This window comes from Streptosporangium sp. NPDC002607, from assembly GCF_053592655.1.
In genome coordinates this window covers 21,844-36,775 of sequence record NZ_JBSFWD010000041.1, presented here as the reverse complement: position 1 = coordinate 36,775, position 14,932 = coordinate 21,844, and the positions used below count along the sequence as shown (strand labels likewise).

The 14,932-nt window shown below is 69.6% G+C and carries 12 protein-coding genes and 1 pseudogene; 7 read left to right on the top strand and 6 right to left on the bottom strand.

The features are described from left to right. Positions 1-41 precede the first annotated feature (41 nt). The 4 genes and pseudogenes from ACWD3H_RS34795 to ACWD3H_RS34780 all read right to left on the bottom strand — a co-directional run. Positions 42-1,442 carry an FAD-dependent monooxygenase gene (locus tag ACWD3H_RS34795; protein ID WP_451958008.1) on the bottom strand — a complete coding sequence of 467 codons (1,401 nt, stop codon included), beginning with the start codon at positions 1,440-1,442 and terminating at the stop codon, positions 42-44. 70 nt (positions 1,443-1,512) lie between these two features. Next, positions 1,513-2,898, bottom strand: coding sequence for an FAD-binding protein (locus ACWD3H_RS34790; RefSeq protein WP_451958007.1), 1,386 nt, complete (start codon positions 2,896-2,898; stop codon positions 1,513-1,515). Beyond that, positions 2,895-3,743, bottom strand: a complete 849-nt coding sequence (locus ACWD3H_RS34785) for an SDR family oxidoreductase (protein ID WP_451958006.1) — start codon at positions 3,741-3,743, stop codon at positions 2,895-2,897. The genes ACWD3H_RS34790 and ACWD3H_RS34785 overlap by 4 nt, the downstream gene beginning before the upstream one ends. 117 nt (positions 3,744-3,860) lie before the next feature. After that, positions 3,861-4,232 (bottom strand): annotated as a pseudogene (locus ACWD3H_RS34780) (tRNA (N6-isopentenyl adenosine(37)-C2)-methylthiotransferase MiaB); the annotation flags it as partial. 636 nt (positions 4,233-4,868) lie between these two features. On the opposite strand from ACWD3H_RS34780, the gene ACWD3H_RS34775 reads away from it, so the two are divergent. The 7 genes from ACWD3H_RS34775 (at position 4,869) to ACWD3H_RS34745 (ending at position 12,295) form a co-directional block, all read left to right on the top strand. Next, positions 4,869-6,008: an NAD(P)/FAD-dependent oxidoreductase gene (locus tag ACWD3H_RS34775; protein ID WP_451958005.1), complete on the top strand. Its 1,140-nt coding sequence runs from the start codon at positions 4,869-4,871 to the stop codon at positions 6,006-6,008. Between the two features lie 76 nt (positions 6,009-6,084). Next, complete coding sequence (locus ACWD3H_RS34770) at positions 6,085-6,858, top strand: helix-turn-helix transcriptional regulator (protein WP_350960799.1); 774 nt, start codon at positions 6,085-6,087, stop codon at positions 6,856-6,858. Positions 6,859-7,160: 302 nt separating this feature from the next. Continuing rightward, complete coding sequence (locus ACWD3H_RS34765) at positions 7,161-8,207, top strand: iron-siderophore ABC transporter substrate-binding protein (RefSeq protein WP_451958004.1); 1,047 nt, start codon at positions 7,161-7,163, stop codon at positions 8,205-8,207. After that, positions 8,204-9,247 carry a FecCD family ABC transporter permease gene (locus tag ACWD3H_RS34760; protein WP_451958003.1) on the top strand — a complete coding sequence of 348 codons (1,044 nt, stop codon included), beginning with the start codon at positions 8,204-8,206 and terminating at the stop codon, positions 9,245-9,247. Before ACWD3H_RS34765 ends, ACWD3H_RS34760 begins: the two co-directional genes overlap by 4 nt. A 130-nt stretch (positions 9,248-9,377) precedes the next feature. Further along, positions 9,378-10,454: a FecCD family ABC transporter permease gene (locus ACWD3H_RS34755; RefSeq protein WP_355562780.1), complete on the top strand. Its 1,077-nt coding sequence runs from the start codon at positions 9,378-9,380 to the stop codon at positions 10,452-10,454. Further along, entirely contained in the window at positions 10,451-11,305 is an 855-nt protein-coding gene (locus tag ACWD3H_RS34750) for an ABC transporter ATP-binding protein (protein WP_355562716.1), read from the top strand. Before ACWD3H_RS34755 ends, ACWD3H_RS34750 begins: the two co-directional genes overlap by 4 nt. Before the next feature lie 186 nt (positions 11,306-11,491). Next, entirely contained in the window at positions 11,492-12,295 is an 804-nt protein-coding gene (locus ACWD3H_RS34745; RefSeq protein ID WP_451958002.1) for a neutral zinc metallopeptidase, read from the top strand. 227 nt (positions 12,296-12,522) lie between these two features. Here the strand turns inward: ACWD3H_RS34745 and ACWD3H_RS34740 are convergent, their stop codons facing one another. After that, entirely contained in the window at positions 12,523-13,071 is a 549-nt protein-coding gene (locus ACWD3H_RS34740) for a hypothetical protein (RefSeq protein WP_350960786.1), read from the bottom strand. Continuing rightward, a complete protein-coding gene (locus ACWD3H_RS34735) occupies positions 13,068-14,717 on the bottom strand; it encodes a PHP domain-containing protein (protein ID WP_451958001.1) in 1,650 nt (549 codons plus the stop codon). The genes ACWD3H_RS34740 and ACWD3H_RS34735 overlap by 4 nt, the downstream gene beginning before the upstream one ends. Between the last annotated feature and the right edge of the window lie 215 nt (positions 14,718-14,932).

The window sequence follows — 14,932 nt, the reverse complement described above, 5'->3', positions numbered from 1 at the left end:
AGGCCTCAGCCGTCGCTATGGATTGAACGAACGGGCGCCTCTCAGGCGCGGCCGGCCCACATGGTCAGGGCCGTCACCAGGGCGGCCGGGTCGCTGCCGGCCCACGCCACATAGCCGTCGGGCCGCAGGAACATCGCCTCGCCTTGCCCTCGCTGCAGGTGGCGGATCCGTCCCGACCACGGTGCTGCCGCCTTGACCAGCATGTCCTGCCCGGCGTCGGTCATCAGCAGCCCGCGTCCGTCGGCCATGACGGGCGCATCGGCAAGGCGCATGCCCAGCAACGGATGCCCCGGCCCCGGCAGCGGATAGCGAATGTCCGTCCCGGCCAGCATGCCCGCGATGACCTGGTTGGCTGCGGGCACGCGTAGCAGCTCGGCTACGATGCCGCGCAGTGCGAGGTGCTCCTCTTTCGGCTCCAGAAGCACCGACTGCGCGCGCGTGTTGGCCAAAACCCTCGCCGCCACCGGGTGCCGTTCGCGGTGGTAGGTGTCGAGTAGTTCGTCGTCACCGCCGTGGCGAAGCCGCACCGCCAGCTTCCATCCGAGGTTGAAGGCATCCTGTACGCCCAGGTTCAGTCCCTGCCCTCCCATCGGTGAATGGATGTGGGCGGCGTCCCCGGCCAGAAATACTCGCCCGTGCCGGTACTGCTCCACCTGCCTGGAGGCGTCAGTGAAGCGGGACGCCCACCGAATGCCGGACAGCTTGACCGTCGGGCCGAACTCTGCGGCCAGTGCCCGGCTCACCTCCTCCGGCGTGATGGGCGCGTCCCTGGGCAATTCCTGCTGTTCAGGGCCGTAGAACAGCAGCCGATGCACACCGTCTCCGAGCGGCGCCAGGTAGGACCTGCCGGTCGGAGACGGGGTCATGACCGGCAGTTCCCATGCCGACGGTGCTGCGCTGCCGAGCGTGATGTCGGCGACCACCATGGCCAGCCGCCCCTCCAGACCGGGAAAGTCCACCCCCAGCAGCCGGCGCACAGTGCTCCGGCCGCCGTCGCACCCGACCAGGTAGCCGGCGTGAATGTGCAGTTCTCCGGCTCTCGCGGTGACACCGGAGGCGTGCTGTGACAACTCGGTCAGCTCATGACCACGCATGATCTTGATGCCCAGCTCCGTCACACGAGCCTCGAGCAGAGCCTCGACTCGGCCCTGTGGAATGCCGATCATGTAAGGGTGGCGGGTATCCAAGGCTTTCAGGTCGAGGCGCATTCCCGCGAAGTGTCCGCCAGGGATTCGTTCGATCGCGCGTTCCATCAGTGGCGCGAACAGGCCGCGCAACTCCAGCAGTTCGGCGGTACGGGGTTGCAGCCCAAGAGCCTTGGACTGACCGCTGCGCTCGGCCATTTGTTCCACCACGAGAGTGGACAGCCCGGCCAGGCCTAGTTCGGCGGCAAGCGCAAGGCCGGTCGGACCTGCTCCGATGACGATCACGTCGACGTTCATGCGGGGAGTGTAAGTGTGCTCTGTTCGCTTACTGCAACGATAGTGGGATGCTCAGCCGTGGCATCGGCGCTCAGCGGCCGAACAGTCCATGCGGATCGAACAGGCGCTTCATGTCGCGCTGGTGCGGAGTACGCAGCACGTGGTGCCGAGGCCGTTCCAGATCCGTCGGCGGCGATCCGAACGGATAAGGCGTGCCCCCGGCCCGGCAGGCGAGGTGGTGGATGCGGCGGTTGCCGTTCAGCAGGGCCGCGACGCGCGCCGGAGTGGCTGGATACGCGTTGGGGAGCAGGCTGAAGAGCACCGGCTGGTCGCCGGCCGGCAGCAGCATGTTCGGCGTGCGCAGGGCGCGACGCGTCAGCACCTGGATGATGACGGGCCCGTGCTGCTGATCTGCCGGCGACCTCGTGTCGAGGGCGGCGCTGATCACGTCCGCCGACCGGCCTGCGGGCAGGAAGACACTGAGATACGGGTGCGAGGCCTGCCACAGCCCCGCCTCGGACATCAGCCGGACGTCCGGGGCCATCCGGTCGGCGAACTCCAGCGCGTCGCACTCCTTCGCGACCCACTGGCCGGGCGGCACGGACAGGCCCGACAACGGATCACACCTCGCTGCGGGCGTCCACCGGTCGCCCACCGGATGGGCGACCTTGATCTGGTAGATCCACGGCCGGTCATCCGGCGACGGCAGGTGGAGCCTGACGTCGGGGCCGAACGTGCGCGCGAGCCGATCCGGCTCGTTCGGGACCGCGAAGCCCTGAACGGAGATGACACCCGTGGTGGCGGTCAGGATCCGCTGGTCCTCGATCATCTGGTGGAGGTCCGCATAGAGCGCTTTGCAGGTACGGACGACAGGCGATGCCGGAACCAGGGGAAGCTGTGCGGCGACGATCACGCCGAACTGTCCGAAACCGGCTCGGCTCGCGTCGAAGAGGTGCTGGTTCCGCTGAGCAGAGCAGGTCACCACCTCACCGGTTCCCGTCACCACAGTCAGTTCGTCGACGTTGTCGGTCTGGCCGCCGGCGTGGAACGAGGAGCCCCCGAACCCGCCGGCCGACAGAGTCCCCCCGACGCTGAGCCCCAGATAGTCGGTGAGCACCGGAGGGATCAGGCCGTGTTTCAGCGTGTGCCGGACCAGGGTGTCCCAGCGCACGCCGGCGCCCACGTCGGCCTGCCGGGTGCGCTCGTCGACGGAGAGGTGGTCCAGTCCTGCGGTCGACAGCGCCAGCCCGCCGGAAACCTGGGCCTGTCCGCCCGTACTGTGCCGCCGGCCCTGTACGCCGATTCCCCAGCCCCGTTCCACGGCGAGGTTCACGGCAGCGGAGACCTGGCCGGCAGTGGTGGCCTTGAGCGCTGCGGCGGGACGGCAGCGGATCAAGCCTCCAAAATCGCCCGCGGCCGCGTCGAGTGCCCCGGCATCGGTCCGAATCGGAAGGCCGGCCGCCGCGGGCTCGGTCATCGTGATCCGAGAAGGTCGGCGGCGATTGCCGCAAGCGAGCGCGCTGGGCGTCCGACCAGGTCCGCGACGTCAGTGGTCACCGGTGCGGCCCAGTCCGTCCGGTACTCCCGGTGTATGTCGATGAAGGAGTCGACCCTCCACGCGGGGATCCCCAGGGCCAGCCATTTCCTCCGCGCATCCTCCAGGGAGACGTTCACATAACGGATGGGATGGCCGAGTGCCCGGGACAGGCGGTCGGCCACTTCGGCGAAGGACAACGCTTCCGGCCCGGTCAGCGTGTACGACCTGTGCTCGTGCCCGGGCTCGGTGAGGACCACGGCAGCCGCCGCCGCCACATCCCGATGGTCGATCATGCTTATACGCGACCCGCCCATGGGTGCCGAGAGCACGCCATCCCCCAGCGAGGCCGCGTAGATGGTGAGGTTGTGCATGAAGAAGTTCGGCCGCAGGTGGGTGTAGGCGAGCCCCGAGGCGGCGATCTCGTCCTCGGTCCGGGCGTGCCAGCGCGCCTCTCTCAGCGGTGAGTCCGGGCCGGCGCCCATCGCGGAAACCTTGACCAGGCGACGGACACCCGCCGACACGGCCGCGACCACGACGTTGTGCTGGAGCTCCACCTGAGCGGGCTCCTCCTTGGAGAGCAGGAACACCTGACCGACACCGCTCATGGCGGCGTCAAGGCCACGCGGGTCGTTCATGTTCCCGATCGCGATCTCGACACCGTGCCGCGCCAGGCGCTCCGCCTTGGACGCATCGCGGGTCAGCACCCGCACGGGGACGGCCTTCGTGGCGAGCAGCCGCACCAGTTCGCTGCCGATACGGCCCGTGCCGCCGGTGACCAGGATCATGTCCCCTCCCGCCTGGCGGTCAGCCGCACACCGACGATTCCTTCAGCAGGTGCCGCAGCCGTGCCCGGTGACAGGCCGGGCGCCTCGCATTCCGGGGCGGTGATCACGTCGTCGGTTTTCGATCTGGGCGGTCCTGGCTACTTGGGCGCGTTGCAGGAGGGTGGGAAGGGCGGCGATGTTGTGAGTGCCGAAGACGACGTCGACCCAGGGGGCGCGCTTGATGATGGTGCCGCGGTCCTTTTGCGCGAGGCATCCGCCGACGGCGATCTGCATGCCGTCGTGTTTGTGGTCGCGTAATCCGCGGAGGGATCGGTAGAGCTTGTTGTCGGCGTTCTCGCGGACGGCACAGGTGTTGAACACGAGAAGGTCGGGGGTCGTTCCGGGCTGGGCCGGTGTGTATCCGGACGCCTCCAGCATGCCTGCGATGCGTTCTGAGTCGTGCGCATTCATTTGGCAGCCGAATGTGCGTACTTCGTAGGTGCCGGGCATCGCGGCCTCCAACCCCTGCGGTTTTCTGCTTTGTGCAGTTGGCAGAGAAGGGCCTCCGTCCCGACGGTGGGGACGGAGGCCCTTGGAACTCTGGAGGCACCGGCGTTTTTAAGAGGCCGTGTCTCCGGGTGGAGTCTTTTTGAGAGACTCGACCCGGAACCCTTTTGAGAGGTTCCCTGCCGCCGGGCCCTTTTGAGGGGCCTGACCGCCGACCCTTTTAAGGGGTCGGCCGCCTCAGCGGCTTAACCTAGAAGTTAGTCAATCTCCCCATACTCGTCAAGATCTGTCTTAGTTTTATCCGAAATAGGGTGACCAGAGGGATATGGCATGGTGCCCTATCTGGGCAGATGACGTAATCGGCATCGCCAATCATGAGTTTCGGCGGCCCCGGCATCGCCCGGCGGGCCGACTTACCGGTCACGTCCACGGACGTGACCCAGATGCGTCCGGCGATCAGGGGCGCGGTGGATGTAAGGGAAATGCCGAGCGAGAGAACAATCACCGTGGCCGGTTTCACAGCCACCTCTCGGCAGAGGAGCAATTCACGGTCCCGAGTGTGGCGACGGTGTGGAGGTATGGGGCAGGTAGCGTGCAAACCATCGTACGGATGAGGCATCGCCCCTACCGTCGCAAGGTATGCAGACAGTGGATGTACTGGTCGTGGGTGCGGGACTGGCCGGCCTGCGCACAGCCCGCCTGCTCGCGCGACGGGAACTGAACGTGCTGGTGGTCGACCGTCGCAGGTCGCTCTCGGCGGGCATCCGCACGACAGGGATCTTCGTGCGCCGCACCCTCGATGACTTCGACGTGCCGGATAACCTGCTCGGGCCGGGTGTCCGGGACGTGCTGCTGTATCCGCCGTCGCGGCGGGCACCGATCCGGCTCACCAGCGACCGGGACGAGTACCGCGTGGCCGACATGGCGGCCGTCTACGAGCACGCGCGCCGCGTGGCGGAGTCGGCCGGGGCACGGGTCCTTCTGGGCGTACGGTACGTCGACGCGTCGATGGGTTTTGTGCGGTTCGCGGGTGCGGAACCGGTGACGGCCCGGTTCATCGTCGGCGCGGACGGCGCCCGCTCCCGGGTGGCCCGTGATCTCGGCCTTGATGTCAACCGGCGCTTCCTCGTCGGTGCCGAGATCGTCCACCCGATCGCGTCGGGCACGACCAACCCGGCGTTCCACTGCGTGCTGGATCCCCGGGTCGCTCCGGGGTACCTGGGATGGGTCATCGACGACGGCCGGCATGCACATGTCGGTGTCGCGGGATATCCGAACGCGATGCGCACCGGTATCCGCCACCTGCTGGACGCCTTCGCCGCGGACGCGCCTGGCCGCGTGGCGCCGGCCGGTCCGGTCGAGCGTCGAGGTGGTCCGATCCCGGTCGGCGGTGTGCTGCGACGGTTGGCGTGCCCCGCCGGGCTGCTCGTCGGAGACGCGGCGGGCGCGGTGTCGCCGCTGACGGCCGGTGGGTTGGACCCTTGCTTACGCATGTCCGAACTGGCCGCGGCGGTCACCGCCGGGTACCTGCGTACTGGCGACCAACGCATGCTGAGCCGGTACGACGGGGACGCGTTGCGGAGCCGGTTCCGAGGCCGGCTGTTGCTGCGCCGCGTGTTCGCCGGCATCCGATCCCCCGCTGCGGCAGAGGCGGCGGTGACCGTGCTACGCGGTCGTGCCGGTCGTGCCCTGGCGGCGCGGATCCTGTTCGGCGACGGCTCGTTTCCCGAAGTCGACCCACGGCTCGCGGACCTGGCGATCGACCACCCTCACCGGTAACACCGACCGGCTCTCATGATCCGCAGGACAGGTCCTAGGGTGGGGGAATGCCGCTCGCGTCCCACCGCGTCCTCCCATGATCAGGGAGACCCGCATGCTGCCCGCCCTCGCGGCGGGACCGGTCGAGGTGCCGTTCGTGATCCTGGGCTGGAGCGAGACCATCGCCCACGACACCACCTGGAACGAGCACTCCCACCCCTTCCACGAACTGCTCTGGAACGAGCGGGGCGCGTCCACGGCCGTGGTGGGGGCGCGGGTCTGGACGGTCACCCCCGCCCTGGGCCTGTGGATGCCCGCGGGCACGCTGCACTCCGGCTCGGCGATCGCGGGCACCTGGTGCCGCGCCAACTTCTTCGGCTTCGGCACCATGACCCCGATCTTCCCCACGCCCGTCGGCGTCGAGATCACCCCGCTGCTCCGGCTGCTGCTGGAGCGGCTCGCCGACACGGAGTTGTCCTCCGACTCGCGGGCGGTGACCGAGGCGATGGTGCTCGACGTGCTCACCCCTTCCTCGCGCGAACTGCTCCTGCACATGCCCACCTCCGACCTGCTGCGCCCGATCGCTGACGCGGTCCGGGACGATCCGGGCGATCCGCGGACGCTGGCGGACTGGGCGTCCTGCCTCGGCGTGAGCGCCCGCACGATCACCCGTGCCTTCAACGCGGAGACGGGCACCAGCTTCGCGCGCTGGATCGCGGCGGTGCGCGCCCAGCACGCGGTCGCGCTGCTCACCCAGGGCTGGGAGGTCGACGTCGTGGCCGAGGAGGTCGGCTACCGTTCGGCGAGCGCGTTCGGCGCGGCCTTCCGGCGGACGACCGGGCTGACACCGGGAGCGTTTCGAGCGCGCTGAGACTCCGGGACGCCGCAGGCCGCCTTCCGGACGCGGCGCTGGTCTCGTGGACGTGTCGCGCCCTCGTGCACGCACCGCCTGCGGGGTCGTCGCCCGGTCTCCGTGTCCCGATCTCGACAACAGCTGTCTCAAAAGGGCTATTGCGACAACTCGGTCATTTCTCCTATGGTTCCGAACAAGGCAAGCCTTACCTAACTAAGTCGAGGGCTTGTGGCAGTACGGTGTACCGCTCCACGAACGCAGGACCGCGATCCAGACGTGCGAGGGCCGGAACCCGCGGAATTCTGAGAGTGGAGTACGGATTGAAGCGTCCATACAGCCTTCGCATCCTCGCCGTGACGGCCGTCCTGCTGGGCATCGCGGGCTGTGGCGGCTCGTCGGAGACCAAGGGCGAGAGCACGAGCAGCAGCACGAGCAGCAGCCCGAGCGCCTTCCCCATGACGATCCAGCACGCGCTGGGGACGACCACCATCCAGGCGAAGCCGGAGCGGGTGGCCACGGTCAACTGGGCCAACCACGAAGCGCCGCTGGCCCTCGGCGTCGTCCCGGTCGGCATGGCCGCCGCGAACTTCGGCGACGACGACGGCGACGGGCTCCTGCCCTGGGTGGACGAGCGCCTGAAGGAACTCAAGGCCGAGAAGCCCGTCCTGTTCGACGAGACCGACGGCATCGACTTCGAGGCCGTCGCCGACACGAAGCCGGACGTGATCCTGGCCGCCTACTCGGGCCTGACCAAGCAGGACTACGAGACCCTGAGCAAGATCGCTCCGGTGGTGGCCTACCCGGACGCCGCGTGGGCGACCCCGTGGCGCGAGATCATCCGGATGAACAGCAAGGCCATCGGTCTCGCCGACGAGGCCGAGAAGCTCATCACCGACATCGAGGGTGACATCAGCCAGGTGGTCGCGAAGTACCCGCAGCTCAAGGGCAAGTCGGCGATGTTCATGACGCATGTCGACCCCAACGACGTGAGCGAGGTCGGCTTCTACACGACGCACGACACCCGCACGCTGTTCTTCGAGGACCTCGGGCTGACGATCCCGGGCAGCATCGCCGAGGCGTCCAAGGGCACCGACAAGTTCGCCCTGACCCGGAGCGCGGAGCAGATCGACCTGTTCGACGACGTCGACATCATCACCGGATACGGCGACGAGAAGGGCGAGTTGTTCGAGACGCTCCGCAAGGACCCGCTGCTGTCGAAGATCCCCGCCGTCAAGCGCGGCTCGGTGTACCTCCTGCCCGGCAGCACGCCCCTGGGCACCGCCGCGAACCCGACCCCCCTGTCGATCTCGTGGGTGCTGGAGGACTACGCCAAGGCGCTCGCCGAGGCCGCGGACAAGGTCAAGTGACGTCGGTCGACACCGACCGCCTGCCGGACACCGCCCTCGTGCGGCGTCCGGCGCGCGTCCGGGTTCTGTGGCTGCTTGTCGTGGTCGGTGTCCTGGCCGTGCTCATGGTGGCCTCCGTCGCCCTCGGCTCGCGCGACGTCGCCTGGTCCGATGTCTGGGCCGCGCTCGGCGGCGCGGAGGACTCCCTCGAACAGGCGGCGGTCGCCAAGCGGATACCGCGCACCCTGCTCGCGGTGGTGATCGGCGCCGCGCTCGGCCTCGCCGGCGGCGTCATGCAGGGCGTGACCCGCAACCCGCTGGCCGACCCGGGGATCCTGGGCGTCAACATGGGCGCGTCGCTCTCCGTCGTCACCGCCGTCGCGTTCTTCGGGCTCACGTCGCCGACCGGGTACATCTGGGTCGCGATGGCGGGGGCCGCCGTCTCGGCCGTGTTCGTGTACACCGTCGGGTCCCTCGGGCGTGGTGGGGCCACGCCCCTCAAACTCGCGCTCGCCGGCGCCGCCACGTCGGCGGCCTTCGCGTCCCTGGTCAGCGCCGTCGTGCTGCCCCGCAATGACATCGCCGGGGGCTTCAAGCTCTGGCAGATCGGCGGGGTCGGCGGCGCGTCCTACGAGCGCATCGGGCAGGTCCTGCCGTTCCTCGTCGTCGGCCTCGTCGTATGCCTGCTGTCCGCGCGGGCGCTGAACTCGCTCGCTCTGGGCGACGAACTCGCCGCCGGGCTCGGTGAGCGCGTGGCCGTCGTCCGGGCCACGGCCGCCCTCGGCGCCGTCGTGCTGTGCGGGGCGTCGACGGCCGTCGCCGGGCCGATCGCCTTCGTCGGGCTCGTCGTCCCGCACGCGTGCCGCCTGCTCGTCGGCGTGGACCACCGCTGGCTGCTGCCGTTCTCCGCCCTGGTCGGCGCGGCCCTGCTCACCGCGGCCGACGTCGTCGGCCGTATCGTGGCGCGCCCCGCGGACATCGAGGTGGGCATCGTGACGGCGCTGATCGGCGCCCCGTTCTTCATCCACATCGTCCGCCGCCAGAAGGTGCGTGAGCTGTGAGCGAGCGAACCGACAAACACAGCAGCGCTGCGCTCGCAGTCCCGACGAAGGAGGGGCTGTGAGCGAGCGTAGCGAGCGAACCAGAAAGCACAGCGGCGTCGCGCTCGCAGTCCCGACGAAGGAGGGGGCTGTGCGCGAGCGAACCAACGAGCACCGCGGCGCCCCCGCCGCCCCCCGGCCGTCCGTTGTCGAGGCCGTCGCCCGTGGCCGTCGCCGGAGCGCCTCCCGGCGCCGCATCGTCGTCCTGACGCTGGCGGTGCTCGTCGTCGCCGGGTTCGCCATGACCCTGATGTTTGGGCAGACCTTCTACCCGCCCCGCGACGTGATCAACGTCATCCTCGGCGAGCAGGTGCCGGGCGCGTCCTTCACGGTCGGGCGGCTCCGGCTGCCGCGGACCGTCCTCGCCGTGGTCGCGGGATTCAGCTTCGGCCTGGCCGGCGTCACCTTCCAGACGATGCTCCGCAACCCGCTGGCCAGCCCCGACATCATCGGCATCAGCTGGGGCGCGAGCGCCGCGGCGGCCATCGCGATCGTGTCGCTGTCCCTCGGCGGGACCCAGGTGTCGTTCCTCGCCATCGTCTCCGCCCTCGCCGTCGCCCTGCTGATCTACATCCTGGCGTTCCGGGACGGCGTCGTCGGCACGCGGCTCATCCTGATCGGCATCGGGATCTCCGCGATGCTCGAAAGCATCACCTCCTACGTCCTGTCCCAGGCCGCCGAATGGGACCTCCAGGAGGCCACGCGCTGGCTGACCGGCAGCCTCAACGGGGTGACCTGGGAGCAGACCCTGCCCGCGCTCGTCGCGCTGGTCGTCCTCACCCCCGTCCTGCTGTCCCTGTCCCGCGACCTGTCGATGATGCAGCTCGGCGAGGACACCGCCTCCGCCCTCGGCGTCCGTGTCGAACGCACCCGCGTCATGGTGATCGTCACCGCCGTCGGCCTGATCGCCTTCGCCACGGCGGCGGCCGGCCCGATCGCGTTCGTGGCGTTCCTGTCCGGCCCCATCGCGGCCCGGCTGCTCGGCCCCGGCGGCTCTCTGCTCGTGCCCGCCGGGCTCGTCGGCGCCCTCCTGGTCCTCGTCGCCGACTTCGCCGGCCAGTTCGCGTTCGACGTCCGCTACCCGGTCGGCGTCGTCACCGGCGTCCTCGGGGCGCCGTACCTCGTCTACCTGATCGTCCGCACCCATCGGGCCGGAGGCTCGCTGTGACCACGTCCCACTCCCTCGTAGCCGAGGGCCTCACGCTCGGCTACGGCGACCGCGTCGTCGTCGAGTCCCTCGACCTGGTCGTGCCGCCCGGCGAGATCACGGTGATCGTCGGCGCGAACGCCTGCGGGAAGTCGACACTCCTGCGCTCCCTGTCCCGGCTGCTCGCCCCCCGCGAGGGCCATGTCGTCCTGGACGGCAGACAGGTGCACCGCATGCCGGCCAAGGAACTGGCCCGCACGCTCGGACTGCTGCCCCAGTCGCCGGTCGCGCCCGAGGGCATCACCGTGCTCGACCTGGTCGGCCGCGGCCGCCACCCCCACCAGGGGATCTTCTCCCGGTGGAACGACAAGGACGACGCCGCGGTGGCGGCCGCCCTGGAGGCCACGCGGACGACGGACCTCGCCGACCGCGCCGTCGACGAGCTGTCCGGCGGCCAGCGCCAACGGGTCTGGATCGCCATGGCGCTGGCCCAGCAGACCGACCTGCTCCTCCTCGACGAGCCCACCACCTTCCTCGACGCCAGCCACCAGGTCGAAGTCCTCGACCTGCTGACCGACCTGAACCACACCCGCGGCACCACCATCGTGATGGTCCTGCACGACCTCAACCTCGCCGCCCGCTACGCCGACAACCTCATCGCCCTGGCCGACGGCCGCCTCCACGCCTCCGGCACCCCGGCCGAGGTCCTCACCGAGGACAGCGTCCGCACCGTCTTCGGCCTCGACAGCCGCATCATCGAAGACCCCGTCTCCGGCCGCCCCCTGATGCTCCCCATCGGCCGCCACCACATCCGGCCACAGGCAAGAGAGGCTCGGTCAGCAGCCTCAGCCACCTGCCGGGCCGAAGGGTGATCGCTCGGGCGCCGGTCAGTGGAAGTCTCTCAACGCCATGATCAGGCGTCTGGCCCCGGTCACGGCGGGAGTGGACGTCGGCCGCCTGAGCCGGGTGCCCAGACGCCGGGGTAATCGCCGACAGGACGGCGCAGCGAGGAGAAAAGCCTGTTGGCGCATATCGCCGTTTCTGTAGAGTTCGGCATCATGCGTACCCCTCGTATCGTCCTGCTGGCCGGGGCACTGGTCGGTCTGCTGCTCACCGGCACCGCCCATGCCAATGTCGGCACTGCCCGCACCGCCGGCGGTCCGGTTCCCACCGGATCCAAGGCGCTGACCCACAACCCGCTGTACCGCAGCGGCAAGATGACGGTGCCCTGCGGCCGCCATCCGGATGACTTCGCCAGCTTCGGCGCCGCCAAAAAGCACCTGACCGCGATGCTCGGCTGCCTGAACGCCTCGTGGTCCGCGCAGCTGAAGAAGGCCGGCCTGCCGTTCAAGAAGCCGGCGATCCAGTTCCTCACCAAGTCCACCAGCGCGTGCGAGGAGCGCTGGCCCGAATATGTCGTCGGCCTGTACTGCCCCGACCAGCGGAAGATGGTCATCCGAGTCAACGACTACGCCATTCAGGACCCGGCGGATCCGGACCTCCTGCTGCTGATCGCGCACGAGTACGCCCACCACGTGCAGAACCTCACCGGCATACTGGCCACCGCGCAGACGCCGGTCCGTACCAAGGCAAAGGCGCTGGAGCGCAGCCGTCGCGTGGAGCTGCAGGCCGAGTGCCTGGCGGGGGCGTTCATGGGGAGCATCTGGCCCTCGCAGCAGTACACGGCCGAGGACTGGGCGGAAGCCGTGGACATCCTCGGGCGTAGCGGCGATGAGGAGATCGGCGCGGAGCGCACCCACGGCACGAGCAGGAACCGGGCCGCCTGGCTGCAGCGCGGCTTCGACAAGGCCTCTCCGGGCGCGTGCAACACCTGGACCGCGACAGCGTCCAGCGTCGCCTGACGGCGGCCTCCTCGCGGGAGGAGAAAGCAGTGGCGGGCCCGTCCGTGATCGCTTCGTGCTGATCGTGGCGGGCCCGCTGTCGCTGATGCCGGCTGGTGAAACGGCCGCCCATCAAAGGGAGGCGTTGTCGTGTCCTGAGGCGCGGGTTCGGGACGGTCGTGGACTTGTCGCCGGCTGAGCGGGATGCGCCGGTCGGCCATGCAGACCATGAGCGCGGTTCACCGCACTCAGCTGTGATCCGCGCAGCATGGCGTCGGGTTCGGTACTTCGGCCGGCATCAGGCGTCCACCCGCGGCGGGCATGCACAGCAGGGTTATCAGCCCGTCGCGCCAGACCGGCCGGACATGGTCATTGGTCACGATGAGCATGTCATGCGCGGGTTCCCGGGTCTGGGCCAGCACCATCACCCGCTCGATCGCGGACCGCTCCAGCATCTCGCCGACGCTGAGGGTGCCGGTCAGCGCCTCCCGGCCGGCATAGGTGATGAGCCGTCCGCTCGCCCCGGTGGCGTGCTCGGCCGCCGCGAGCGCGGCGCCCTCCGACTCCGGACCGGTACGGCTCTCGCCGATCGCGGCCGACACCCCTTCGGGCAGCCCGGCCGGATCGACCGGTCCGGAGACGGCGAGGGAGCAGGCGACATGTGGTCGGCCGGTCCGCACGAAGTGTGTGCAGCCGACCGTGCCCCCCGGCAGGCCGAGCACCTTCACCACCTGGTGGAGAAGGTGCTCGGCCTCGCCGAGGGTGGAGGATCCCGCGTCGAGACCGAGGATCGTCATCGGCGCGGCAGAACCCAGATCGGGTTGCTGTAGAACCACAGGTCCTTCCACGGGTCGGCGTCACCGAAGATGTCGATCTGCGGGCCGTGCGGGTCGATGGAGGCGCCGAGCAGGCCGGGGGCGCTGCGGTTGCCGTCGGTGCCGCGCAGCCGCAGGTAGACCGGGCGGTCGACGGCGCCGAGCCGGTAGGTGAAGGTGACGGTGCCGCTGTTCTTGCCGACCTCGAAGGACTGCACGACCTTGGTGGCGGGCGTCGTGAAGACGTCCTTGTCGGCGGCCGGGCCGGTCATATCTCCCTGGATGACATCCACCCGGGCCAGAGTGGGGACGAACTGCGCCCAGTTCGGCTGGTTGGCCAGCGTGATCTCGATGGCGAGCTCGACCTTGTCGCCCCGCCGTACGTGCAGCGTGTCACCGAGGGTGACGCCGCGCTGCCCCCGGCCGGAGATCCGGGCACGCACGACCAGGCCGCTGATCAGGCCACCGTGGTCGACCCAGACGCGGCCCTGCCGGATGCCGTCCATCACCGCGCCGTAGGAGAATCCCTGCGACCCAACGTGCGTGCGGCTGTAGTAGCCGGGCCAGAAGTCACCCGCGGTCAGGTTCTGGACGCCCTTGTAGATCGGGTCCTCGTACTTGCCGTTGGCGTTGAAGTCGCTGTTCGGGCCGCGTTCGCTGGTGTCGGCGTAGACCGTGTGGGAGTCGGAGTTGGCGGTGATCCACCAGCCCTTGCCCTCCGCCAGGAGGCTGTCCCACAGACCGCCCACGGTGGCGGTCATCCAGTCGAAGCCGCCGAAGGTCTTGTAGCTCTCGGCAGGATAGCCGGGCCAGGAGTCGGCACCGGGAGTGCTGTCGTAGAAGCCGCGCCCGGAGCCGGGGCCGTGCGGCTTGGGGATGCCGGCCGCCTGGTGGCCGGGGGCGCCTTCCATGCCGACCGCGATGGAGGGCTGGGCGTCGCGCCACCCTCGGATCTCGTGCGGGGAGTCGAGGCCCTTGCGCGCCGGGTGGTTGGCCAGGAAGAGCGCGTCCTCGACGCGGCGGCGCCGGACGGCGTCGGCGAGGAAGTTCAGGCCGGCGATGGCCAGGACCTCGTTCTGCGGGGTGCTGGAGGTGGCGCTCTTGACCGACCCGTCGAAGGAGTTCTCGAACTCCTTGAGGGTGCTCACCTCGTTCCGGCCCGGGGCGACGAAGACGGTGCCGTGCTCGGCGGCCGGGATGTTCCACTCCAGGCCCTGGAAGATGAGGGCGTCCCTGACCTGGGCACGGGCGGCGACGATGTCGGGGTTGACCTTGTCCACGCCGATTTTGGCGTGCGTGGCGCCACCGTGGTCGGTGATGACCATCCAGTCCAGGCCGTAGGCGGTGGCGTGCCGCACCTGGTCGATCACCCGGTAGATGCCGTCCGAGCTGTACTGGGTGTGGATGTGGTGGTCACCGGCCAGCCACAGGTAACCGTCCCGAGGCTCGCGGTCACCGCGGCTGCGCGCCGTCGTCGCCTCCGCGGCGGCCAGGCCGGGCGTCCCGAGGACACCGGCAGCGCCCAGACCCGCGCCGAGCAGTCCGGCACGCCGGAACATCTGGCGCCGCGACAGCTGTCCCGGCGAGAGTTCCGCGTCGGGTACCGACATGTCCACGACCGGGGCCATCTCGCCCTGATCGCCTGGGTGGGTCGCATCGTGGTGATGCGGGGGAGAGTGGTCGTGCCCGTGGTTGTGTCCCATGTCGTGCCTTTCGTCCCGCCGGGCAGCTTCGCCTCGGCTACCTGGGCACCCTGGCCCAACCAGGTGAATCTCAGATGAATGGCGGCGGGCCGTTCAGCATGGTCTGTCCTGCGATCTGGAATCCCGCCCGGCGGCCCACC

Bases quoted from the DNA above. Each gene is read 5' to 3' on its own strand.
- ACWD3H_RS34795 (WP_451958008.1), bottom strand. From the start codon at position 1,442: ATGAACGTCGACGTGATCGTCATCGGAGCAGGTCCGACCGGCCTTGCG.
- ACWD3H_RS34790 (WP_451958007.1), bottom strand. From the start codon at position 2,898: ATGACCGAGCCCGCGGCGGCCGGCCTTCCGATTCGGACCGATGCCGGG.
- ACWD3H_RS34785 (WP_451958006.1), bottom strand. From the start codon at position 3,743: ATGATCCTGGTCACCGGCGGCACGGGCCGTATCGGCAGCGAACTGGTG.
- ACWD3H_RS34775 (WP_451958005.1), top strand. From the start codon at position 4,869: ATGCAGACAGTGGATGTACTGGTCGTGGGTGCGGGACTGGCCGGCCTG.
- ACWD3H_RS34770 (WP_350960799.1), top strand. From the start codon at position 6,085: ATGATCAGGGAGACCCGCATGCTGCCCGCCCTCGCGGCGGGACCGGTC.
- ACWD3H_RS34745 (WP_451958002.1), top strand. From the start codon at position 11,492: ATGCGTACCCCTCGTATCGTCCTGCTGGCCGGGGCACTGGTCGGTCTG.
- ACWD3H_RS34740 (WP_350960786.1), bottom strand. From the start codon at position 13,071: ATGACGATCCTCGGTCTCGACGCGGGATCCTCCACCCTCGGCGAGGCC.
- ACWD3H_RS34735 (WP_451958001.1), bottom strand. From the start codon at position 14,717: ATGGCCCCGGTCGTGGACATGTCGGTACCCGACGCGGAACTCTCGCCG.